Annotated in this window: 19 protein-coding genes and 1 pseudogene; all 20 read left to right on the top strand. The window is 25.9% G+C overall.

Annotation, left to right across the window (positions count from 1 at the left end; all coding sequences use genetic code 11):
• The first annotated feature begins 1 nt into the window (after position 1).
• The 20 genes and pseudogenes from AC0N0V_RS18815 (at position 2) to AC0N0V_RS18720 (ending at position 24,194) form a co-directional block, all read left to right on the top strand.
• A complete protein-coding gene (locus AC0N0V_RS18815) occupies positions 2-979 on the top strand; it encodes an ATP-grasp domain-containing protein (protein ID WP_474460283.1) in 978 nt (325 codons plus the stop codon).
• Positions 980-1,054: 75 nt separating this feature from the next.
• On the top strand, positions 1,055-1,723 hold the full coding sequence (locus AC0N0V_RS18810; RefSeq protein WP_474460281.1) for an HAD family hydrolase: 669 nt from the start codon (positions 1,055-1,057) through the stop codon (positions 1,721-1,723).
• 142 nt (positions 1,724-1,865) lie between these two features.
• Positions 1,866-2,636, top strand: a complete 771-nt coding sequence (locus AC0N0V_RS18805) for a cytidylyltransferase domain-containing protein (RefSeq protein ID WP_474460279.1) — start codon at positions 1,866-1,868, stop codon at positions 2,634-2,636.
• 88 nt (positions 2,637-2,724) lie between these two features.
• A complete protein-coding gene (gene pseI, locus AC0N0V_RS18800; protein ID WP_474460277.1) occupies positions 2,725-3,780 on the top strand; it encodes a pseudaminic acid synthase in 1,056 nt (351 codons plus the stop codon).
• 171 nt (positions 3,781-3,951) lie between these two features.
• A complete protein-coding gene (locus AC0N0V_RS18795; protein ID WP_474460275.1) occupies positions 3,952-5,253 on the top strand; it encodes a nucleotide sugar dehydrogenase in 1,302 nt (433 codons plus the stop codon).
• Positions 5,254-5,384: 131 nt separating this feature from the next.
• Positions 5,385-6,596: a class I SAM-dependent methyltransferase gene (locus tag AC0N0V_RS18790; protein WP_474460273.1), complete on the top strand. Its 1,212-nt coding sequence runs from the start codon at positions 5,385-5,387 to the stop codon at positions 6,594-6,596.
• 35 nt (positions 6,597-6,631) lie between these two features.
• Positions 6,632-8,671, top strand: coding sequence for an asparagine synthase-related protein (locus tag AC0N0V_RS18785; protein WP_474460271.1), 2,040 nt, complete (start codon positions 6,632-6,634; stop codon positions 8,669-8,671).
• A gap of 215 nt (positions 8,672-8,886) precedes the next feature.
• Positions 8,887-9,900 (top strand): class I SAM-dependent methyltransferase, encoded by a 1,014-nt coding sequence (locus tag AC0N0V_RS18780; RefSeq protein ID WP_474460269.1) that lies wholly within the window; start codon positions 8,887-8,889, stop codon positions 9,898-9,900.
• A gap of 40 nt (positions 9,901-9,940) precedes the next feature.
• Positions 9,941-11,119 (top strand): glycosyltransferase family 4 protein, encoded by a 1,179-nt coding sequence (locus AC0N0V_RS18775; protein ID WP_474460266.1) that lies wholly within the window; start codon positions 9,941-9,943, stop codon positions 11,117-11,119.
• Between the two features lie 41 nt (positions 11,120-11,160).
• On the top strand, positions 11,161-12,480 hold the full coding sequence (locus AC0N0V_RS18770) for a GNAT family N-acetyltransferase (RefSeq protein ID WP_474460263.1): 1,320 nt from the start codon (positions 11,161-11,163) through the stop codon (positions 12,478-12,480).
• Between the two features lie 167 nt (positions 12,481-12,647).
• Positions 12,648-12,786, top strand: a pseudogene (locus AC0N0V_RS18765) (IS982 family transposase); the annotation flags it as partial.
• Between the two features lie 317 nt (positions 12,787-13,103).
• On the top strand, positions 13,104-13,973 hold the full coding sequence (locus AC0N0V_RS18760) for a nucleoside-diphosphate sugar epimerase/dehydratase (protein WP_474460260.1): 870 nt from the start codon (positions 13,104-13,106) through the stop codon (positions 13,971-13,973).
• Between the two features lie 14 nt (positions 13,974-13,987).
• Positions 13,988-15,421, top strand: a complete 1,434-nt coding sequence (locus AC0N0V_RS18755; protein WP_474460258.1) for a polysaccharide deacetylase family protein — start codon at positions 13,988-13,990, stop codon at positions 15,419-15,421.
• A gap of 12 nt (positions 15,422-15,433) precedes the next feature.
• On the top strand, positions 15,434-15,949 hold the full coding sequence (locus AC0N0V_RS18750; protein ID WP_474460256.1) for a hypothetical protein: 516 nt from the start codon (positions 15,434-15,436) through the stop codon (positions 15,947-15,949).
• Between the two features lie 42 nt (positions 15,950-15,991).
• Positions 15,992-17,323: a glycosyltransferase gene (locus AC0N0V_RS18745; RefSeq protein ID WP_474460254.1), complete on the top strand. Its 1,332-nt coding sequence runs from the start codon at positions 15,992-15,994 to the stop codon at positions 17,321-17,323.
• A gap of 154 nt (positions 17,324-17,477) precedes the next feature.
• Positions 17,478-19,172 (top strand): glycosyltransferase, encoded by a 1,695-nt coding sequence (locus tag AC0N0V_RS18740; RefSeq protein WP_474460252.1) that lies wholly within the window; start codon positions 17,478-17,480, stop codon positions 19,170-19,172.
• Positions 19,173-19,356: 184 nt separating this feature from the next.
• Positions 19,357-21,738, top strand: coding sequence for an HAD family hydrolase (locus AC0N0V_RS18735; RefSeq protein WP_474460250.1), 2,382 nt, complete (start codon positions 19,357-19,359; stop codon positions 21,736-21,738).
• 17 nt (positions 21,739-21,755) lie between these two features.
• Positions 21,756-22,418, top strand: coding sequence for a CDP-alcohol phosphatidyltransferase family protein (locus AC0N0V_RS18730; RefSeq protein WP_474460248.1), 663 nt, complete (start codon positions 21,756-21,758; stop codon positions 22,416-22,418).
• Positions 22,419-22,434: 16 nt separating this feature from the next.
• Complete coding sequence (gene ispD, locus AC0N0V_RS18725; protein ID WP_474460246.1) at positions 22,435-23,145, top strand: 2-C-methyl-D-erythritol 4-phosphate cytidylyltransferase; 711 nt, start codon at positions 22,435-22,437, stop codon at positions 23,143-23,145.
• Complete coding sequence (locus AC0N0V_RS18720; RefSeq protein WP_474460243.1) at positions 23,145-24,194, top strand: alcohol dehydrogenase catalytic domain-containing protein; 1,050 nt, start codon at positions 23,145-23,147, stop codon at positions 24,192-24,194. The genes ispD and AC0N0V_RS18720 overlap by 1 nt, the downstream gene beginning before the upstream one ends.
• Positions 24,195-24,257 lie beyond the last annotated feature (63 nt).

Genomic DNA, 24,257 nt, shown 5'->3' with positions numbered 1-24,257 from the left:
AATGAATATACTTATTACAGCTATAGGAAAAAGAGTGCAGCTTATAAAACACCTAAAAAAACATTGTAAAGTTATAGGAGTTGATGCAGGTGAGTTGGCTCCAGGAATAAGCTTTGTGGATAAATTTTACAAAATACCTAAATATAATAAGGAAGGTTATATAGAAAGTCTTATTCATATATGTAAAAATGAAAAGGTGGATTTTTTGATTCCTCTTTATGAACCTGAATTTAATATACTTTGCGACAATAGGGAAAGCTTTAAAAGTATTGGGACTACTCTTTTATTAAGCCATAAGGATATAGTAAATATATGCGGAAATAAATTAAAAACTTATGACTTCTTTCTTGAGAAGTGTATAGATACTCCAGTAACTTATTCAAAGGAACAGATTAAAGATATATTAACAAACAATATAGAAGCACTGAAGTTTCCCATGATAGTAAAACCCATAGTTGGTATGGGAAGTATGGGAGTATTTAAAGTAAACAATTTAAAAGAATTAGAGTTTTTTATAGATTATGTAGATAATCCTATAGTTCAGGAATTTATTGAAGGAAATGAATACACTATAGATGTGTTGTGTGATTTAAAGGGAAATATAATATCCATAGTTCCCAGAGAAAGAATAGAAATTCGCTCTGGCGAAGTAAGCAAAAGTAGAGTAGTCAAGCATGAGGAAATAATAAAAGAAACCTATAGGCTTATGGAGTGTCTCGTAGGGGAACGTACGAAAGAGGAAAATTTAACGGTTATGGGACCATACACTGTTCAGTGTAGATTAACCTGTGGTAACAAAATAAAGTTTATAGAAATAAATCCTCGTTTCGGTGGAGGAGTTCCTCTTACTTTTGAAGCAGGCATAGATTATGGTATGTATTTTAACATGATGAGAAATGGTGAAAAAATAGAACCTATAATCGGTAACTTTAAAGAAACCATAATGCTTAGATATGATGAAGCAGTGTTTATTGATTAAACTTTAAAATAAAAAGCAGCTTTTCAATGTAAGTGAAATGTTGCTTTTTTTATAGAAATGAGGAAATAGAACACCATGTTAAAGACAATTATATTTGATTTAGATGACACGCTTTATAAGGAAAGAGATTTTGTACAAGGTGCATTTAAAGAAGTGTGCAAGTATTTGGCGGATAAACACAATAAAAATGAAGAAGAATTATATAAGGATACACTATATATATTGGATAAGTTTGGTAGAGGGGAGATATTTAATATCCTCTGTGAAAGACATAATATACTAGAGGATATAAAAAAGCTTGTTGATATATATAGAAATGCAAAACCTAATATTGAATTATATGAAGATTCAAAGTGGATTTTAAAATATTTAAAAGAAAATAAATTTAACGTAGGAATGATTACAGATGGAAAAGCATCTGTTCAGTGGAACAAAATAAGCTGTTTAGGTTTAAGTGAAAAGATAGATAAAATAATAGTTTCAGATGAATTTGGCTTAGATTTTTGGAAACCTCATGAATTTACTTATATTAAAATGATTAAACATTTTAAATGCGAGCCAGAAGAGTGTATTTATGTAGGTGATAATCCTAATAAAGACTTTATAGGTGCTAGAAAATTAGGAATACATACTGCTAGGATAATAAGGGAAGCGGGAGACCACATGAAAACATCCTTAGATAAAGAATATGAGGCTGATTTTATTATAAAAGACTTAAGAGAATTAAAAACTAGTATAATATAAAAAGAAGAAATTTTAGAACCGTTAAACTTATATTTATTAAAGAATAAGTAGAAGGATTTCTACTTGTTTTTGTATTCAGGTATTAAATTATCATAAATATATACGATAAAGGGTATATATGGAGTCAAAGGAGATATATAGTATGAAAGTTCTTTGTGTAGTTCAGGCGAGAACGGGATCTGAAAGATTACCAGGAAAAGTTATAAAGCCTATTTTAGGAAAGCCCATGATATTACATACTTTAGATAGATTAAGAAAAAGTAAATATATAGATCAAACAATTCTTGCTACATCCATAGAAAATAAGGAAAAATTCTTAGTAGAAATCGTCGAAAAAGCAGGGTATTATGTATTTAGAGGGGATGAAGATAACGTTCTTAAAAGATATAAAGATACAGTAGATAACTTCGGTGGGGATATAATAATAAGGGTTACAGGAGACTGTCCTTTAATAGACCCATTTATAGTAGATAATGTAGTGAGTTATTTTAAAATGTACAATTATGACTACGTAAGATTAGATGTACCAGACACTTTTATAAGAGGTTTTGATGTAGAAATATTTTCAAGACAAGCTTTAGACAAAGCTTATAATTCTTATAATAGTCTTATTGAAAATATAAATGAAAAATCAAAAGAAGAAAAAGCTCAAATACATATGTATGGGGAGCATGTTACATATTATATGTACAAACATCCTGAGGAATTTAACATAGGTTATGTAAAAGGTCAGGGAATCTATAATAGAGATTATAGATTATGTGTGGACACAAAAGAGGATTTTCAGTTAGTGGAAACAATATATGAGCATTTTCAAGATGAATTTGTATCAGCAAAACAAGTAGTCAAATATTTAGATGAAAATCCAAAGATAGCAAGAATAAACATGGATGTAAAACAGAAAAGTAGTTAATGATGGATAGTTTATACTTAACCAATATACAAAATATACAAACCCTTAAAGTTTGAAAAGGAATGGATTTGACTAAGGAGTGAAAAGCATGAGTGATTATATAAAAATCGGTGATAGTTTAATTGGTGAAAACCAGCCTGCTTTTATAATTGCGGAGATGTCTGCTAATCATCAACAAGATTTTAATAAGGCAGTAGATATAATAAAGGCAGCTAAGGAAGCAGGTGCAGATGCTATAAAGCTTCAAACCTATACACCAGATACAATAACTTTAGATTGTGATAATGAGTATTTTCAAATAAAGCAGGGAACAATTTGGGATGGGACAACCCTACATAAACTTTATCAAGAAGCCTATACTCCCTGGGATTGGCAGCCTAAGCTTAAAAAAATAGCAGAAGATATGGGGCTTATATGTTTTTCCTCTCCTTTTGATAAAACCGCAGTAGATTTTTTAGAAGAAATGGATGTGCCAGCTTATAAAATAGCTTCATTTGAAATAACAGATATTCCGTTTATAGAATATATAGCATCCAAAGGAAAGCCAGTAATAATGTCTACAGGTATAGCAACTTTAGCGGACATAGAAGAAGCAATAAATGCTTGCAAAAGAATGGGAAATGAGCAGATAGTTCTTTTAAAATGTACAAGCAGTTACCCAGCACCAGTGGAATCAGTTAACCTTAAAACTATGATTAATATGAAAGAAACCTTTGATGTGTTAACAGGACTTTCAGATCATACTTTAGGAACAGTAGTATCAGTAGGTGCAATAGCCTTAGGGGCAAAGGTAATAGAAAAGCACTTTACGCTAAGTAGAGAAGAGGGTGGGCCAGATTCGGCTTTTTCTATGGAGCCAGAAGAGTTTAAGAAAATGGTAGATGATATAAGAAAAGTTGAAAAAGCTATAGGAAAGGTAAGTTATGAACTTACTAAAAAACAAAAGAGAAGTAGAGAACATTCTAGATCATTGTTTGTAGTAAAAGATATTAAAGCAGGAGAGGAATTTACTGAGGAGAATGTGAAAAGTATAAGACCGGGTTTTGGTATGGAAACTAAGTATTTTAAGGATGTTTTGGGTAAGAAGGCAAGAGTAGATATAGTAAAGGGAACTCCGATGGATTTTAAGCTTTTAGAAAGCTAAAAAAGAGGGTTCCTCTTTTTTGTTAATATTTATATGGCAATATTTCAAGTATGTTGGGGGATTTTTCTTAAGTTTCATAAAAGTACATACGATAAAATAATTGTGCATAAATAGAAATATTTGTAGAAGATTATCATATGTTTTATCTTTGTTTTGAGAGGATGATTAAAAATGAGTAATATAAATACCAATATATGCGTAATTGGACAAGGATTTGTAGGATTACCGTTGGCTTTAAGCTACGCTTTAAATAAATGCAATGTTTTTGGAGTAGATATAAATAAAACGTTAGTAGATGAGTTAAACGAAGGAATAACTTACCATACAGAGAAATATGAAAATAAAACCATACAAGAAGTTTTAAAAGATGAATTAAGTAAAAATGTTTATAGAGCAATTACTAGTATTGGAGATGCAATGTCAGTATGTAATAATATAATCATAACTGTTGGTATTCCAATTAATAATAAAACAACCGATATAAAAAGCTTAGAAAACGCCATAATTGAAGTAGGAAGAAATTTAAAAGTGGGAGACTTGGTTATTGTAAGAAGTACAGTTGTACCTGGTACTACAGAAGATATAATAATACCTCTTCTAGAAAAATACTCAGGACTTATATGTGGAGAAGATTTTTATCTTGCTTATTCTTCAGAAAGAATTGCTGAAGGAAAAGCTTTTGAAGAATTTAGAGATATGCCAACTGTTGTAGCTGCAATAAATGATAAAAGTTTACAAAAGGCTTGTGAATTATTAAAAATAATTTGTAGATCAGATATAATAAAAGCTAGTAGTATAAAGGTAGTTGAAACATCTAAAGTTATGGAGAATGTTCAAAGAGATGTAAATATTGCTATGGCTCAAGAGTTTGCAAGATTTACAGAAAAATTAGGTGTTGATATATTTGAAGTTATAGAGGTAGCAAACACACATAAAAGAGTTAATCTTCTAACTCCTGGACCAGGTGTTGGAGGATACTGTATTCCAAATGCATACTATTATTTAAATCCTAAAGCAGAAGAATTAGATTTAGATCTAGAATTACTGAAAATAGCTAGAAGAAAAAATGAGCAAATTCCAGAATTTATAGTAGGCAAAGTGGACGAGATATTAAATTCAATTGGTAAAGATCTAAAAGACTCAAATGTAGCGGTTATTGGGATAGCTATGAAAGACTATTCAAATGATTTTAGATTGAGTCCTGCAGAAAAAATTATAGATTTACTTATTGAAAAAGGATCTTGTGTAAAAGCTTTTGATCCAGAGGTTAAAGTAAAAAAGGATTATATAGCAGGTAGCTTAAGTAATGCATTAGATAATTGTGATGTAGTATTAATACTAGCAAGGCAGAACAATATAGATTTTGAAGAAATAAAAAAGATTGCAATTTTTAAAGAGATTTTTATTATTGATACTAAAAACGTTTATCATAATTTAAATAAAAATGAATTAAAAAACTATTGGAAAATTTAATGGTCAAAAACTAATTTTAAAAACGTGAAAACAAATAAGGTATATGATGTTAATAAATTAAATTGTTATAGAATATAAACTTTGATTCAATATTTAATAATCAACATACTAAAACTTTGGAGGGTAAATTGATGGCAAATATAATTGCATATGTTCAAGCAGACTTACGATATAATACATATTTATTAAAAAAATTAAAAGGAAAAGCAGTAATAGATTATACAATAAATAAATTATTAGAAATTAAACAGATTGATAAAGTTGTATTAAATTTATATGATTGTAAAGAAAATATTGCTTTGAGTTATTTACAAAGTATTTCAAACAAAATAATAGTAAACTATTCGAGTAAGGATGATGTAAATGAAAGATTATTAGAGGTTACAGGAACAATTAAGTCTGATTTTATATTAAGAATTGGGGCAGAACAAATATTTTTGGATAAAGACTTTATGGAAAAAATATTAGTAAAAATGGTTACTGAAAATTACGATTTTTATATGCCAGAATGCTCAAATGGTATGTTAACAGATATTGTTAAAACGGAAAAATTAATCATAAATAGAATAAGTGTTTTAAATTATAATAGATATTATAAATTTTTTATAGAGAATAAGGAAAAATTCAAGGTATTAAGTGTTTCGTATAATTTTATACCATTTAAATTTTCTATTAATGATGAGTTTCAAGCATCGATTGCAGAAAATATTTTAGATAACAAGCTAAGTTTTAATAGTATAACAAATTTATTATTAAATGTATTTGATAAACAAAGTGAATTGTATAAAAGTGGATGGTTAAAGAGTATTTTAGAAAATAAATTGGTTGATTTTCATGGAAACGAATTACCGTGGTTACCTTATAATGTAATTAGTTTTATATCAAAAAAAATACATGAAAAAATGTGTATTTTTGAATATGGGTCAGGGAATAGCACATTATGGTGGGCTGATAAAGTGTCACAAGTTTATTCAGTTGAGCATGATCATGAATGGTATAAGAAAGTAGAAAAGAAAGTACCCCAAAACGTGATTATAAAACATGTAGAGCTTGAATATGGAAAAGAATATTCAAAAGAAATACTTAACTATAATAAGAAATTTGATGTAATAGTTATTGATGGAAGAGATAGGGTTAACTGTTGTAAAAATTGTATAAAAGCATTAAAAGATGATGGAATTATTATATGGGATGATACATTACGTGAAGAGTATAGGGAAGGATATAATTTTCTAAAGGATAATGGATTTAAAGAACTACAATTTTTAGGTATAGGACCATGTAGAATAGAATCAAATCAAACTAGTATTTTTTATAGAAATAATAATTGTTTTTATATATAGATTTAAACTTTATAGAAAGCAGGAAAGAGGTTATTATGTCATATTTGGTAATAAGTAAGAATATTAAAGAACCAAATTATTTAAAGAGATATGCCGAAGATAGGAATTATGAGTATTTATCATATAAATTTAATGATATAAATATAGAATTTGCTAACGATAAAGTTTTATGTACTAACAATGAATTAATAGGTAATGAAAATAAATCAATATATGGATTCATGATGGGGGAAATCTATGATGTCGATATAGAAAGATTAAAGAAATTAGGACACAAGTTTAAAACAACAAATGATATTGAATTTATAGTTCATTTATATGAACAATATGGAGAAAAAGCTTTAGAAAAGCTAAATGGTAAGTTTATTATATGTTTAGTAGATATCATAAAAAATACAATATTTATTATAAATGATAGATATGGATCTAAGACTTTTTATTATGCTACAAATGAAGACTCATATATGTTTACCAATTATCCAGATATTATGTTAAATTCTTTTGATGACAAAGTAATTGATGATGACAGTATAAAAGAGTATCTTAAATATGGTTGTATTTTAAATAATAAAACATTATTAGAAAATATAAAAAGAATGGATTCATCTACTATAATAAAAATAAAAGATAGTAACATAGAAAGTCGTAAATATTGGAAATGGGATATTGAAAAAAAATGTGTTGATACTTTTGAAGAAGCTGTGGATAGGTTAGGTAAACTATGGATTGAAGCAGTTGATAAGGTATTAGCAAAACATGATAAATTTAATATAACAATTACAGGGGGAATGGACTCCAGGCTTGTAGTTGCAGCAATAGATTATCTTAATCTTAATAATAAAATTAACTTTACATACACAATTGGATTGGAAAATTGTTTAGATGGAAAAATTGCCAAAATGGTTGCAGAGAGAGCAAATTTAAAATATAAATTTTATGAAATAGACAATAGACAATATTGGATAAATTCAAGTGAGTCACTAAAGAATACCCTATGTCCAATAATTGCAGATTATGCTTGTTTAAATATAAAAGATAAAGAAGAAATATACGAATATCCACTATTAGTAGGTTATTTGGGTGGAGAAACAGTAGGTGGGGACTTTTTATTTAAAGAACTTGAAAATAAAGAAAATATAGAACAGATAAAAACATATCTATATGAAAATGAATCAAATACATATGGCATTAAAGATAAAGATTTTTTAGTTAATAAAAATCAAATAAAATATGATATTAATACGACAGTTGAGGAGAGATATCCGTCTAGTGATTTTTATATTTTTGATAAATTTTTAATTAAAAATAGAAGTTCCATTTTATTTGATATGATGGGAGACAAGTATAATTGTTTATCGCCGTTTGTGGAAAATAATTTCTTTGATTATTTATATTCATTACCTGATGAATGGAGAAAATCTCATAAAATATATATACAAATGGCTTTAAAGTATTTTCCTGAGTTTTACGATGGAATACCGTGGGAGAGAAGTAAATTACCTATAATTTTTAATTTGGATATAGATGACATCGACAAATATTCAAGCAATATCAATAAAGATTATTTAAATATTAAGTTTAAGGATATTATTATATTTGGAGCTTCTACGCTAGGGGAAAAAGCATATAAAATATTAAATAAAGATTTTAATATTATGTATTATTGTGATAATGATAAGAATAAGTGGGGGAAAACATTGAATGGAATAAAAATTATTTCTCCGAAACAACTAACTAACTTTAATGATGTTTCAGTAGTTGTTGCCAGTATGTACTATAAACAAATATTAGTTCAATTATCTGAATTGAACTTACAGGATTATACATTTATAGGGTTGAATGAAGAAAATATAAAAAGTTATACAGACTTTGGGGAGTGGATTAAAGGTGAAAATATATATAATAATTTAAAGAAACAGCTAAGTAATAATTATATGCTTATAAATAAGTATATTGATATTGAATGTTATCTTCGCAAGCTAGATAAATATACTCAAGGTGGGGAAGGGAGATATGAAGATTTTTTAATTGTCAACTCTTTAAAAATAATTATTGATAATATTTTTAATAAATAAAACGATGTTCAATGTTAATTTTTGTAATATGTAAATTTGAAAAAAATTTTATATATAAATTATTGATACGATTAAATAATAAAAATGTTACTTTCAAAGAGTATTTTATATAGATAAAGAGATTATTTTTTATATCTTGTGTAGTTAAGTATTTTTTATAAAACTAACAATTGTTTTTCTATAAAATTAAAATTATAAAGTAAGGAAGTGCCTATATGAAAAATTATGTAATATTTGGTGCGAATGTGTCTGGAGTTACAGCATATTATTTGATTAAAACAAAGAGTGATTGTAATGTTACCGGATTTATAGATAAAACTGGAGGTATTATTGATCCAGTCTTAAGCGACCAATGTATTTATAAAAGTATAAATGAAATTTCAGAAAATACTGACAATGTATTAATAGCGGTAGGGACTAAATCTATAGCGGATGAATTGAAAAATGAATTGAAAAATAAACTTAAAAATATAAAAATTGAATCAATTTACGATTTGGAATATTATGAGGATTTTACAAAGTTATTTGATAAAGTAAATAAAGATATATATAGAAGAATACGAAAAATTTTTAGACCATTTTTATTAAACGAATGCAATAAATTAAAAAGAAACACTATAAATGAAAGACCTATAGAATATAGCTTTTCTTTTAAATCTCTATCAATGATATATCCTAAGCAAATTTTAGATGTTGGTTCAGGTACAACAGCATGGCCAAGCGTAATGAGTGATTGCGGCTTTAATGTAACGGCTATTGATCAGATAGAGTATTATTGGGGGGATTCATTCCAAAATTATCACTATAATATAATAAATGATGATATTACTAAATCTAAGGTAGGCAAAAAATTTGATGCTATTACATGCATAAGTGTATTAGAACATATAGAGAAAAGTGACGAAGCAATAAAGCAATGCAGCAATTTATTAAATGAAAATGGATATCTTATTCTTACATTTCCTTATAATGAGAAAAAGTATGTATATAATGCATATGATTTAGAAAATTCATGTGTTAAAGAAAAACCTAATTATATATGCCAAATATATTCTAGAAATGAATTAAACAAGTGGATAGAAGAAAATAAATTAGAGATAGTTGAACAAGAATACTATGAATTATTTGAAGGTCAATTTTGGGATCAAGGAAAAAAAATATTTCCACCAATGAAATCAGATAAAAATAAAAAACATCACATTACATGTTTATTATTAAGAAAGTATTAGAATATATGGATTGATAACTGAGAATTTGTGAGGTAAATATATGAATATTTGTATGATATCTACTAACCATGGTATTTTTGACGACAGAATTTACTGGAAAGAAGCACTTTCATTAAAAAAAAATGGATACGAAGTTTTTTGTATAGGTATATCAGATAAAGATGATTATGGTATAAGTGAGGAAGGAATAAAATATTATACTATAAAGCCACGATTGAAAAAATATGAAAGTATATTAAAAAGAAATTTATTCTACAATGAAACCTTAAGTTTAAGTACATATGATAAAATATATGAAATTGCCAAAAGTTTAAAATGTGATATATATCATTTTCATGATTTGTATATAAATATAATAGGTAAAAAGTTAAAATCACTACCTTTTAGACCAAAGGTTATTTACGATGTTCATGAATGTTACCCTGAGCAAATAAGAGAATATAAAAAGCTATCAGGATTAAAGAAAATTTCAAACTATATATATTCTTATTATGTGAAGTTTTGGGAATTGAGTTGTGCTAGAAATTACGATTATATTATAACCACAGAAGCATCAGTAAATAAAAAATTTATTAATGCTGTTGGAAAAGATAAAGCAGAAATAATCTATAATTATACAAATTTCAAAATTAATCAATATAAAAAATATGAAGAAAAAGAGTTTGATGCAATATATTGTGGTGGTATAAATAGAATGAGATGTGCTATGGAAATCTTGCAAATGGTTAAAATAGGTAGCAAATATAAACCTGATTTTAAATTATTATTTTTAGGTGCTATATCAGATTCAACTTTAAAAATTGAAATGAATGAATTTATAAAAATTAACAATTTGAGTAATAATGTAATATTGAAAGAATGGGTTCCATATCCGGAAGTAGAGAAATATTATCTAAAAAGTAAAGTAGGATTGGCTATTTTTAAACCATCACTAACATTTAAAAAAACTGTTCAAATAAAAACTTTTGAATATATGACATTTGGATTGCCTATGGTTGGAAGTAATTTTGGTAATATAGAAAAATATATAAAGGAAGCTAATACAGGTATAGTTGTAAATCCTTTAGAACCTAAAGATATTTGGAATGCAGTTTATAAAATATTGAGTGATAGAGGATTGTATGAAGTTTATAGCAAGAATGGTATAAATGCTGTAAGAAAAAAATATAACTGGAGCAATATGGAGAAGAATTTATTAGAAACTTATAAAAATAGTTAGTATTACCAATGGCAATATATTCAAAAAAAGAGGAGAGCAATATGAGTATTAATTCAAGAAAAATAATGTTGGAAAAATTAAATAATAAGATAAAAAACTATGAAAAAAAGCATATTGCTGTATATGGTACTGGGGGACATACAGAGCTTTTACTTAGTTATTTAGAAGAAAATAATAAAGAAAAAATAATAGGACTAGTTGATAAAGAAAAACAGAAAATAGGAAAAAGTATTTTTGGATATAAAGTGTATTTATTAGATGACATAAAAAATCAAATAGATGCTATCATAATTTCATCAGATGTATATCAACAGACTATTTATGAAAGAATTGCTTACTTAAAAGAAGAAGGAATAGATATAATAAAGATTTATAATGAAGAGTTTTTTTTGCCGACATCAGGGAACATAGTTTATGATGAAATAAAATCAAAATATAACATAAGAATACTAGAAGAAAAAGAGTATGAAAAATGGAATGAGTTTGTTGATAAGTCACCACAAGGTTCAATTTTTAATAAAACATGGTATATGGAAGGGGTACAAGCTGATTTTAAAATCTATGTTTGTGTAGATAAGACAGGTGAATATTTAGGGGGGATGATTTTACCTGAAACTCAAAAATCATGTTTTACTATGCCTATGCTTACTCAAACTCTTGGTATATTGTTAAAAGATTTTAGAGACTTAAAATATGCTAATAAAATATCAAAAGAAAAAGATGTAATAGAAAGTTTAGTTAATAAAATGCCTAAAATTAAGAATTATTCTATTAATTTTAATTACAAATTTACTAATTGGCTTCCTTTTATGTGGAAAGGATACAACCAGTATTGCAGATATACTTATGTTATAGAAGATTTATCAAATATAGAACAGGTAAAAAATAATTTTAAATACAACATAAAATATGATATTAACAAGGCTATGAAAAATAATATAAAAATAATTCAGGATTTACCTATAGAAGAATTATATGATATTAATAGAAAAACATTTGAGCGGCAAAATATTAAAACTCCATACACCATAGACTTTTTAAAGAAGTTTGATGAAATTATGAATAAACATAATGCAAAAAAGAGTTTTTTTGCAATTGATGAAAATGATAGAGTACATGCAGCTAATTATATAGTTTTTGATAACAAAAGTGCATACTATCTTATGGGAGGGGGAGACCCTAATTTAAGAAATAGTGGAGCTACTTCATTAGCTTTATGGGAAGCTATAAAATTTTCGTCTGAAGTGACCCAAAAGTTTGATTTTGAAGGTTCATGTATAAAAAATATAGAAGAATTTTTCAGAGCATTTGGAGGTACACAAAAAATGTATTTCAACATATGGAAAAAACAATATTTATAAAAATAGAATTTATATTATTTTTAAGAAACTATGATTAAAATGTAGGAGTTTTATATGGAAATGTAATTATATTTGATGCATCTAGATTAGGACTAATATGTTTATGATATTTTAAAATACAAATATAGTAATTAAGTTTTTATACCAATGATTAAAATAATTTCAATAAATCACGCTTGGAATTAATAGCTAGAATTGAAACTAAAATATTAGATCACAATATCCTGTTGTTTTATAAATAAAAATTTAAGAAAAAGTATAGATACTTTAAAAATTAAAGAAATAATTTTTGGAGAAAAATTATAAATAGTTTAGCAGGAGTATTTACAAGAACGTTAATCAATATTTTGTTAGTAGATTAAACTTAAATGTGAAAATTAATGAAATTAGTTTTATCTAGTATAAAGAGTTAACTTAACTTTATTAATTAATATTAATTTTCTTTTCTCATTTATAGATTAATATCTAAAAGTAAATTGCTCCTAATATAATACTTTGCTTCAGCTGTATTATATACTTTTTTCTGTACCGGAATTTTTAAAATCGAAATCAATTTTTAAAAAATATTATAGATAAAAAAGTTTTTTGGGAAATATATATATACATGAATAAGGAGAATAATGATGGAAAAGATTATTTTGTTTGGAGCGAGTGAATTAGGAAAAAAGGCTTTCAAAGAGCTGAAAGAAAAATATGATATTAAGTATTTTTGTGATAATGATAAAAATAAAATTGGTAAAAAGATAAATAATATAGAAATAATAAGTCCTGAAAAACTAAAAAAATTACAAGAATATACTATTATGATAACCAGTACATACTATCTAGAAATAGCTAGGCAGTTAAATAAAATGAATATAAAAAAATATATGTGTTTTCCGGGTATAGGTACACCGATGATGAAAGTTATAGGTGAGTTATTAAATAGAAACATAAACTTAAGCAAAATTAGAGCATTAGAGGTTTTTGGCGGAAATGGAGAAGTACATACTATAGATTATTATGGCACAGTATATTCTTTAGATGTTTGGGAATTTAATAACGAATATGAATATGATTTGAGAAAGAATTTACCGTGCGCAAATGTAAAAATAACTGATTCGTTTGAAGAGTTAAAGTATGTAGAAAAAAGATATGATATGGTAGTAGTAGATAATTCACCAGGACCTTATGCAAACCATTGCGAACATTTTGATCTATTCCCTCAAATATATAGAATTTTTAATGATGAGGTTATTTTAATCTTAAATGTGGTTCCCAAACGTACACAGGAAACTGATAATTATAAATTTATTAAGTGTTTTACTAAAGAACATAATTTTTACAGAAAGCTTTTTTATAATGTACATAATCCAGAAGATGTTGATATAGAACATATGGTTAAAATATATGAAAGTATATCTAATTCTAATGGATACAATTTAGAGTGGTATTTTAATGTGAAAAGGTGCTTTTCTTATAATCTAGTTTTAAAGTTAAGCAAAATTTTGTAATAGAGGAATAAAATATGATTTATGTATACTATAAAAATAATTTATTCAAAAATCAAATAGAATATGTATTTTCTACAATATTCAATATGTTGAATATTGATATAGGTTTCATACAAAGTTTAGTAGCATATAATTACGATACATTAATTATTAATTATAGTGATGAAGTTTTTCATAGGAAAAATGTAATAAATATAAAACCTTCCTATTTATTTTCAGATTGTTATCTTAAATTAGAAAGTATGCCTCAACATCATATTAAGAGATATAATGGGTTTCCAGTAATATATTTATCAAAGGAAGATAGAAAAGAGTGTTATATAATAGAGAAAGATAACTATTTAATTACTAATATGGATATAATCCAATCTTCTTTTTTTATGCTTACAAGATATGAGGAAGTTTTATTGTGGGACAAGATAAAAAGAGATTTATATGATAGATTTCCAGCATCAGAGAGCCTTGCTTACAAAGAAGGTTTTTTAGATATTCCTATAGTTAATGAATATATAGAATGGTTATGGAACTGGATTGATTCTTTTAATTTAGGATATAAAAGAAGAAACATATGGGGTGAATATGACTTTGCAGCTTGTTTAACTCATGATGTAGACATGCCGTTTAAATATATATATCCATTAAAAAAGGATATAAAAAACTTAAAAAATAAAAATACTTTTTTAGCGTATAGGGATATTTTTTTGCATACTTTAAGTAATTTGGATTATAAAAACGATTCCTTTTATACATTTGATTACATGAGGAAAATTGAAAAACAATATAACTTTAAATCGTCTTTTTACTTTATGTGTGGTGGAACATCATCTTTTGAAAATTATTATGATATATCAGATGAAAGAATTATAAAATTAATTAATGAACTTCATAATGAACAATGTGAAGTAGGATATCATTATAGTTTTAATTCATATAATGATTTTGAACAAAGAAAAAAAGAAAAGAGTCTATTAGATAAATATGTAATAGACAAAGAATATGGTGGAAGAAATCATTATTTGCGATTCAAGGCTCCAGAAAGCTGGAGTATATCGGAACAATTAGGGTTATTATATGACACTACTTTAAGCTATGCGGATTATGATGGCTTTAGGTGTGGCATATGCATGCCATTTAAACCATTTGATGTTATGCAAAACAGGGAGCTAAATATTTGGGAAATACCTCTTATTGTTATGGAAGGAACTTTAAAAGACAAAAAGTATATGGGTTTAAATATAGAAGATGCAATTGATGAAATTAAAAATAAGATAGATATAGTAAAAAGGTATAATGGAGTTTTTACTATGTTATGGCATAACTCATCTTTTGACAAGGAACATTGGAATGGTTGGAAAGAGGCATATGAATATACTATGAAATATTTATATAAAAATAGTGCAGTTGGTTTTTCAGGGAAGCAAATTATTGATAAATTAAATTTCAAATGAAAAGGTGATTGAATGAAAAATATACTAATTATAAGATGTGCTAATATGCCTACTATGGATAAGCTTATAAAACATATAAGTACTAAAAATAAAGATATTGAGTACAGTTTATTCTGTTTAATTCAAAAAAGTTCCGTTTCCTCATTTAAAGAGATGTATCCCTACATAAATTATATTGAAAAAGAAGATGGTTTTTTTATTTATAAAAATTTTAAAAATAATCAAGAATTAAGAAATAAGCTAGATAACATTTATTTTGATGAAATATATATTCCATCATCAACAGTACATTTTGATAACTTTGAGGAAACACTTATGATAGTTTCCAAAATAAAGAGTTGTAAAAACATATTCTTCAATTGTTACGAGGAAACCTATGAGCAGAAAATTAATTTTTATTCAATATGGTTTGATAAATACTTTGGCAACATAATTTATTTTATAAAAGTTTTATTTTCATTTTTAGGCATTGCATGCATTTATGTAATAACATATCCGTATTATTTTGTTAAAAACAGGAGTAAATAATCCTTAAATTATTTAATGCTAATAGCTTTGGAGGAGTTTATAATGAAAAAAGTTTTATTTGTCGCATATGTTTTTCCACCACTATCTGGTCCTGCAGTTCAAAGAAGCTTAAAGTTTGTAAAATATTTAAGGGAATTTGGATATGAGCCTATAGTTGTGACATGCGGACAATCCTTATTTAATATTTCAGATGAGTCACTTTTATCAGAAATACCTAAAGATATTCAAGTAATTAGAATAGATGATGAAAAATTAAAAAATTATACGGACATATTTTTGGATGATATATTGGAAAGGTTTAAATATTCTTTTGAAATTTTAACAGAAGATTTGAAAAAAGAAAGAATTATGGACATAGAATGCAAGCTAGAAGAACTAAGATCCTTATTTGTAATTCCGGATAGATATTCTCTTTGGGTTAATAAGGTAATAAGCAATATAAATAAATATGTTGATATGACAGAAATAAAATTAGTATATACAACAATAGGGCCAGAGTCTACAGGTTTGATCGGATACTACCTAAAAAGTAAATATAATATACCATGGGTTGTTGATTTTCGTGATGAGTGGACAAATGCTCCATTTGTTAATTTTGATAAGAATAGCTTTAACTATAGAATGGCATTAGACATGGAAACGAAATATGTTAATTATGCGGATAAAATAATAACAGTCAGTCCTATTATTAGTGAAAACTACACGAAATTATTCGGAATTTCGAAAGATAAGATTACAACTATAACTAATGGTTATGATGAAGAAGACTTTATAAAGCTAAGAAAAAAGAAAAATTCAAATAGTAAGTTTACTGTTTTGTATAATGGTACAATAAATTATAAAGAGAGACATCCCTTTTCTTTATTTGAAGCTGTAAAAAATTTAATTAAAAATAAGAAAATATCAGAAGATAAAATACAAATAATGTTTCCTAAGGAGCATATATTACGTGAAATAAAAGAAAAGATGTTAGATTATGAATTTAAAGATGTTATTAAATGGTATGGGTATTTAAATCATATAGATTCATTAAAACAAGCCAATAATTCAGATATGTTATTATTGATTTTGGGAGAATCAGAAGGCTTTAAAAGTTGTTATACAGGGAAGATTTTTGAATATCTCCGTTTAGAGAAACCGGTATTAGCATTGTCGCCTGAAGGAGGTTTAGTAGAAGGTTTGCTTAATGAAACAGGATGTGGACAAAATTTTTCATATTCTAATATAAGGGGGATAGAGGAATTTGTGTATTCTAATTATGTTAAATGGTTAAATGATGATAATAGTATTATAGTAAATAAGGACAAAGTAAAAAAATATGATAGAAAGAATTTGACTAAAAGGTTATGTGAAGTATTTGATCAGTTTAGTTAACCTTTTTACAGGATTAGAGCATAAATATACATAAAGGGAATTAAGAAATATTGGTAACTGTATTTTAATTATAATTGAGATAAAATACAGTTACTAATGCAATAAAATGTGAAACTATAACATAGTGATATTGTTATAATAGGTGGGCTGAGTTGTGAAAATTTTATATTTGGCAGATCAATTTCTGCCTCAAGTATCTACAGGAACAACAAAATTTATATATAATGTTGCAAAAAATGTTCATAAAAAAGGAAATGATGTAACTATATTGACTTATAGTTCATACAGAAATAGTGAATATACTGAAAAAATTGGAAATATATTGGTGAAAAGATTTAAATATGATAATATAAATGTAATTGCAATTAAGAGTATTAATGAAAATAAAAATAGTTCTTATGAACTAAGAAATGTAGAATTAATAGAATGTAAACAATTACTTATAGATGAAAAGCCAGATATGATTCATGTTTGTCATACAAGAAAGATAGCAGAATTAATATATTCAGCTATCGAGTTAAATATACCATATATTATGACTTTAACAGATTGTTTTTTATTCTGCCCGAAGTTGTTTTTAATAAATTTAAAAGGTGATATTTGTGAAAGTAGTTATTGTGGTAATGAATGCCTAAAAAAATGCAATGATTTGGATGTTGATTTTAAGGCTAGATTAGCTGAAGCTATGGAATTGATAAAAAATTCCAAAATGGTAATTACACCTTCTGAATTTTTGAAAAAGATGTATATTAAAGAATTTGGTAATATAAAAATAGAGGTTATAAATCATGGATTAAGCGATGATAAAGTAGAAAGTAAAAATAGAATATATAAGGAAAATAGTGATATAACTTTTGGTTATACTAGTGTTACTTCATACATAAAAGGAGTTTATGTTTTAATAGATGCTTTTAACAAATTAAAGGAATACACAAACGTAAAATTAAAAGTGTATGGTATGGGATCGGAAGATTTACTATATTTGTTAAAGGATAATAATAATATTGAAATATGCGGAGAATTTAAAAAAGAAAAATTAAATGATGTTTATCAATCGTTAGATGTTTTAGTATGTCCTTCACTGTGTTATGAAAGTTATTCTTTTGTAATTGGTGAAGCTTTAGAAAGAAATATACCAGTTATATGTAGCAATATAGGTGCTATGGTTGAGTTTGTTAAAAATGGTGTAAATGGGTTTACATTTGAGTCAGGTAATTCTGAACAGTTAGCAAGTATATTGAGAATGTTGGCTGAAAATCCAAAAATATTAAATTATCTTAAGAGAAATATAGATGTTTCGGATAGATCAATAGAAAATGAAGTTAGTAGATATTTAAGAATTTATAAATCTAGTACTAATAATAATTTATATTCAGAAAAGAGTTTAATGAAAAAAAACAATTGGGAATTTGTCAATAAAACATATGAATTAAAATATAAAAATATTATAGACAATATAAGTTGGAATAATTATTTAGATAAACTTAACTATATGGATAATTTAAATTCTAATTTCATGAATGTTTTTAGGTTGAAATTAAGCTATCTTAAGGACAAGTTTGAAGGTGAAAATATAAATTATATTATTTGGGGGGCAAGTAATTCAGGTTTCACAACAAAAAAAATTATAGATGAGGTTTTGCCTAATTTTAAATTAATTGGTTTTATAGATAAATACAAAAGTGGGAAAGTTGAAGATGTAAAAATATATAATATTAACGAACTTGAAAATATAAAATTTCAATATCTTTTTATTTCAACCACTCCAGGAAAAAAAGAAGCCAAGGAAATGATGGATAAGTTAGGATTAAATATAATTTGTGATTATATGCTTGGTTATGGTATATAGAGTAAGGTTTTATAAATTTGCTTTGTAGTATATATTAGGGTTTTAAATATATATATATATTAGTTATTTTAATATTATCTTTATTTTATGTGAAAAAGGGACTATTATAGATAGGCCCTTAATTTTTTTATGTTTTTGTCGATATATAAATTGTACCATATTAATAAGGAAATGGAGAAATAAAATGCAGCATTTGTATGAAGAGGCTTTCATTGAATTATGGAAAAAAGATAAGTTTTTACATAAAATACAAAGCAAACTAAAAAACATTAAATTATTAAGTCTTGATATTTTTGATACATTAATTTTAAGAATGGTAGATAAGCCATCTGATTTATTTTTAAAAGTTGGTGAAGAAGCAATAAATGAAGGTTTAATTAGAGATGGAATAACACCATTTGAATTTAAGCAAGTAAGGGTTTTAGCAGAAAAAGAGGCTGTTAAATGTAAAAAGGATGCGGCTAATTTGGATGATATATATTCATTTATTCCAGATTCTATTGGAAATATCAATAAAATTAAAAAAATAGAATTAGAAACGGAAAAGAGATATTGTTATATTAATCCTAATATTAAATCACTTATTCAGTATTTTAATAATAATAGAATACCTGTAATTCTTGTATCTGATATGTATCTTAATAAAGAGAGCATTAGAGAAATATTAGAATTTAATAATTTTAATTTAGGAAGTATAACAGATATTTTTGTTTCAAATGAATATAAAGCTTCAAAGAAAAATGGTAAGCTATTTGACATTGTTTTAGGTAGATTTCATAATATAGAATCAAAAAATATATTACATATAGGAGATAATAAAAATGCTGACATAATAAGTGCTGAAAAATTTAATATTAAAACAGTTCATTATAATTTAATACCTAAAGAAAATGATACTATATTTGAACTTGAAAAGATAAAATATGAATCAATACTTCCAGAATTACTATCCTTAAGAAAGCTATGTAGTTCTTATAGTGTTAATTTTAAAAATGATGAAAAATTTTGGTTTGAGTTTGGTTGTAGTGTATTAGGACCGTTTCTATCAATATTTTCTGAATGGATTGTAGATATAGCAGAAAAAGAAAATATTAAAAATATATATCCATTTATGAGAGAAGGTACACTTTTATCGAGAATAATTAAAAATTCTATTAGACATAGAAATTTAGATATTAATGTAAAACCTATGTATATTTCAAGACAAGCAGTCTGGATGCCATCATTAAAAGAAATAAATGAAAAAGTTTTAGATAGTGTATTTCAAAGAAGAAATTTTAATGTGGAAAATCTGTTTAATATGTTTGAAATAAAGCAACAAATATCTAAGTTTGAAAATTATAAGTTAGTATTGTTAAGCGAAGCTAAAAAAGTAATTATGAGTAATGGAAAGACGTTGGAAGAAGAATTATATCTATTAATTTTAAGCGATAAAATAAAATTTAAAGTTAATGAAATGTTGGAGAAAAAAAGAGAGTTATTTATAAGGTATATGAGTGATAACTTTAACTTAGACGACAAATTTATTACTGTAGATATTGGATATAGAGGAAAAATACAATGCTTTTTTCAAGAAGCTTTTGAGAATAGTGGAATTAAAATTAAATCGGTTCATTTACTTGCTATAGGCGATGAGGCTAATAAACAAAATTTACTTAAGGGATATGATGTGAGAGGATTAGTTGGAAACGCAGGAGAAAATAATGATCTAATCAAAACTATAACTAGAAATACCGAGGTTATTGATGAAATACTAATGACTGATGAAGGTAGTACATTAGGGTATTATAAAGAGAATGAAAAGTTAACACCAATATTAGATAACAATAGAATACCTGTTGATGAAATTAATAATAAGAAACTTTGTCATGAAGGCATAATTTTGTTTCAAAAATATTTCATTAAATTAATAAAAGACAAGAAATTTTTAAAAAGTGATGTTCTAAAAAGGAAAAGAGAGATTTGTCAATTAATATCTAGGTTTATAACTTTACCTAACTATGATGAAGCTTATTATCTTGGGAACTTACATTATGAAGATAACTTTGGAAGTTATGCTGTTAATAAAATATGTAGAAAAAAAGATTTTAATTTATTGGACGAAGTAGGATGTAATAAATTTTTACTATTAAGCAATTATTATAAAGTTCCATGGCCTGAAGCTGTAATATCAATAAAAGAACCTTTACTACTATTTAAAAAGGAATTGCTATATTCTAATTCAACAAATTATTTGAGTGTAACGAGTAGAATAGCTATGAGAATAAAAAATGACAATATAAATAATGTTATTGTATATGGGGCTGGTGAAGCAGGAGAAAATTTATTAAGATCACTTAAGATGTTTGATATTAATGTTAAGTGTTTAGTAGATAAAAATGAAAAACTCTGGGGAAAAGTTTTTGAAGGTATTGAGGTAATTTCATTAGATGAAGCTATAAATTATAATATAAATTGTTATGCGGTAGGTTCATTTGCATTTGTAGATGAGATAGCTGCAACTATACAAAAAACATATAAAGATAAAATTATAAAACCTAATATATACTCTATAGATAAAATTTAATTAAGAAGGTGAATGCTTTGAAAGAACAGCAATTTAAACGTTCAGATAAAACAATGCATATAGCAGAATACTTCTATACGAAAAAAGTTGTGGAACCGATACTACCATATATATCAAAAACATTTATAACGCCTAATATGGTTACGATTTTAAATATAATGCTTTCATTTGTAATATTTTATTTAGCCTATAGAAAATATTATGTAATGGTCTCTTTATTAATACAAGTATATTTATTTTTAGATATACTTGATGGAAACTTAGCGAGATATAAAGATATGAAAAGTAAGTTAGGTGCAAAACTGGATAATATAAATGATAGTATATTTTATAACGGTATTTTTATAGCGTTAGGTATTAATTCTATAGAATGGTACTATATAATTGCAGTCGTTATTCTAATAAGTGCTTATCGTATAATTCCTACATACTATATTGTGCCTAGACTTAGAAAACTTAAAGTTGTAGAAAGGAAAGGCATTAAAAAATATTTTATGGATAGGGGTTATATAATAGGTATGGATTTAGGTACATTGGATATTATAAGTTCAATTATGCTGATATTTGGACTTGTGAAAACTCTATATATTGTTTTAATATTTGGATATATTTTTGATATAATATATAGAATAATCGAGTTAAAAAGAAATGAAAAATTGCCTATAAACAAATTAAATTAGTTTAGGAGGAATTAAAATGAATATAGGAGTAATACTTGCAGGTGGAATAGGTAGCAGAATGGGTATAATAGACAAGCCTAAGCAATTTATAGATGTATATGGAAAGCCTATAATAATTCATACACTTGAAACTTTTGATAACCATCCTGATATTGATTATATAGCTATTGTATGTCTTAAAGAATGGGTAGAAGATATAAAGATTTTCATAAGAAAATATGAACTTAATAAAGTGAAATGGATAATGGAAGGTGGGACTACAAGACAAGAATCTGTATGTAATGCAGTTGAAAAACTCAAAGAGCATTGTACTGATGAAGATATTTTAGTTATACATGATTCAGTGAGACCATTAGTTTCACACAGGATTATTACTGATAATATTAACGAAACTATTAATCATGGAGCAGTAGATACTGTTATTCCAACAGCTGATACAATAGTTAAAAGTGTTACTAATAGTACAATAAGCGAAATACCAAAAAGAAGTGAGTTGTATTTAGGGCAGACTCCTCAGAGTTTTAAGTTTCATTTAATAAAGAAAGCTCATGAAGTTGCTAGAAAAAATAATATAGAAAATTCTACAGATGACTGTCAACTTGTTTTAAGACTTGGACATACAGTGAATTTAGTTATGGGAGAAAAGCTTAATTTTAAAATTACTTCTTTTGATGATTTATTATTATTAAAAGCTATAATAAAAATGGGAAAAATGGAGATGATTTAGTGTTTACTAAAAGTTTTAAAATAGTAGAACCTAAAAGATTCGACTTATATATTGAAGAGATTAGTTGTAGTTATAACGAAGCAATTGTTAAAATTGAAAATGCTGCGGTTTGTAAAGCTGACATTAGGTATTATTTAGGTAAAAGAGATGAAAAAACATTAGGTTTAAAATATCCAATGAATCTTTTACATGAAGCGGTTGGTACAATCATTCAAGATAAAAGTAGAAAATTTGCAGTAGGTGATAAGGTAACTCTTGTGCCAAATCTTATACTAAATAAATGTGATGAAGAATGCAAACATAAGGTTTGTAATTTGGAGGAACTTGGAGAGAATTATTGTCCACATGCTAAGTTTGCTTCTAGCAATTATAATGGTTTTTCAAAGGAATTTATAAGTTACCCAGTAAAAAACATAATTGAGATTCCCAAAGGCTTAGATTTATCTGTTATGGTTTTTTCAGAACTTGTATCTGTGGCATGTTCTGCTTATAGGAGAGTAGATTTAAAAGGAGATGAAACTATAGGCATATGGGGTGATGGCACTTTTGGATATATACTGAGTGTAGTTTTGAACTTGCTTCATCCTAAGGGTAAGATAATAGTAGTTGGTAAACATAAAGATAAATTATTAAAATTTCCATGTTATAAAACATTTTTATCAGAAGATGCTGAGATTAGGGAGAGTCTTATAGATGTTGGATTTGAGTGTGTGGGAGGAAGTTTTGCAGGTTCTGCTATAAATGAAATTATCCACAGCATTAAAGTTGGAGGAAAAATTATTTTAACAGGGGTATCGGAAAATGAACCTGAAATAAACACAAGAAAAATATTAGAAAAGGGATTAAGTTTTTATGGAGTTACTAGAAGTAATATTGATGATTTTAAACTTGCTGTAGATTTATTTAAGAATGAAGTATTTTATAATAATATAAAAAAATTAGTTTTAAGTGAGAATAGGATTACAAATATTGTTGATTTTTATAAAGTCTTTCAAATGGAGTGTAACAACAAGCAATTAGGCAAAAACATAATGAAATTTTCATTTTAAAATAGATCATTATACATATAATTATTTTATATAGTTTTACAGTAAGTGAGGTTGTTTGTTAAC

It is taken from the genome of Clostridium sp. CS1-1, from assembly GCF_056135525.1.
The sequence above is the reverse complement of the archived record's forward strand: the minus strand, read 5'-3'. Positions and strand labels throughout refer to the sequence as shown.

What these genes read in the sequence shown, in the direction of transcription:
- AC0N0V_RS18815 (WP_474460283.1), top strand. Translation starts at nt 2, where the DNA reads ATGAATATACTTATTACAGCTATAGGAAAAAGAGTGCAGCTTATAAAA.
- AC0N0V_RS18760 (WP_474460260.1), top strand. Translation starts at nt 13,104, where the DNA reads ATGGAAAAGATTATTTTGTTTGGAGCGAGTGAATTAGGAAAAAAGGCT.
- AC0N0V_RS18790 (WP_474460273.1), top strand. Translation starts at nt 5,385, where the DNA reads ATGGCAAATATAATTGCATATGTTCAAGCAGACTTACGATATAATACA.
- AC0N0V_RS18780 (WP_474460269.1), top strand. Translation starts at nt 8,887, where the DNA reads ATGAAAAATTATGTAATATTTGGTGCGAATGTGTCTGGAGTTACAGCA.
- AC0N0V_RS18785 (WP_474460271.1), top strand. Translation starts at nt 6,632, where the DNA reads ATGTCATATTTGGTAATAAGTAAGAATATTAAAGAACCAAATTATTTA.
- AC0N0V_RS18735 (WP_474460250.1), top strand. Translation starts at nt 19,357, where the DNA reads ATGCAGCATTTGTATGAAGAGGCTTTCATTGAATTATGGAAAAAAGAT.
- AC0N0V_RS18750 (WP_474460256.1), top strand. Translation starts at nt 15,434, where the DNA reads ATGAAAAATATACTAATTATAAGATGTGCTAATATGCCTACTATGGAT.
- AC0N0V_RS18745 (WP_474460254.1), top strand. Translation starts at nt 15,992, where the DNA reads ATGAAAAAAGTTTTATTTGTCGCATATGTTTTTCCACCACTATCTGGT.
- pseI (WP_474460277.1), top strand. Translation starts at nt 2,725, where the DNA reads ATGAGTGATTATATAAAAATCGGTGATAGTTTAATTGGTGAAAACCAG.
- AC0N0V_RS18810 (WP_474460281.1), top strand. Translation starts at nt 1,055, where the DNA reads ATGTTAAAGACAATTATATTTGATTTAGATGACACGCTTTATAAGGAA.
- AC0N0V_RS18795 (WP_474460275.1), top strand. Translation starts at nt 3,952, where the DNA reads ATGAGTAATATAAATACCAATATATGCGTAATTGGACAAGGATTTGTA.
- AC0N0V_RS18775 (WP_474460266.1), top strand. Translation starts at nt 9,941, where the DNA reads ATGAATATTTGTATGATATCTACTAACCATGGTATTTTTGACGACAGA.
- AC0N0V_RS18770 (WP_474460263.1), top strand. Translation starts at nt 11,161, where the DNA reads ATGAGTATTAATTCAAGAAAAATAATGTTGGAAAAATTAAATAATAAG.
- AC0N0V_RS18755 (WP_474460258.1), top strand. Translation starts at nt 13,988, where the DNA reads ATGATTTATGTATACTATAAAAATAATTTATTCAAAAATCAAATAGAA.
- ispD (WP_474460246.1), top strand. Translation starts at nt 22,435, where the DNA reads ATGAATATAGGAGTAATACTTGCAGGTGGAATAGGTAGCAGAATGGGT.
- AC0N0V_RS18805 (WP_474460279.1), top strand. Translation starts at nt 1,866, where the DNA reads ATGAAAGTTCTTTGTGTAGTTCAGGCGAGAACGGGATCTGAAAGATTA.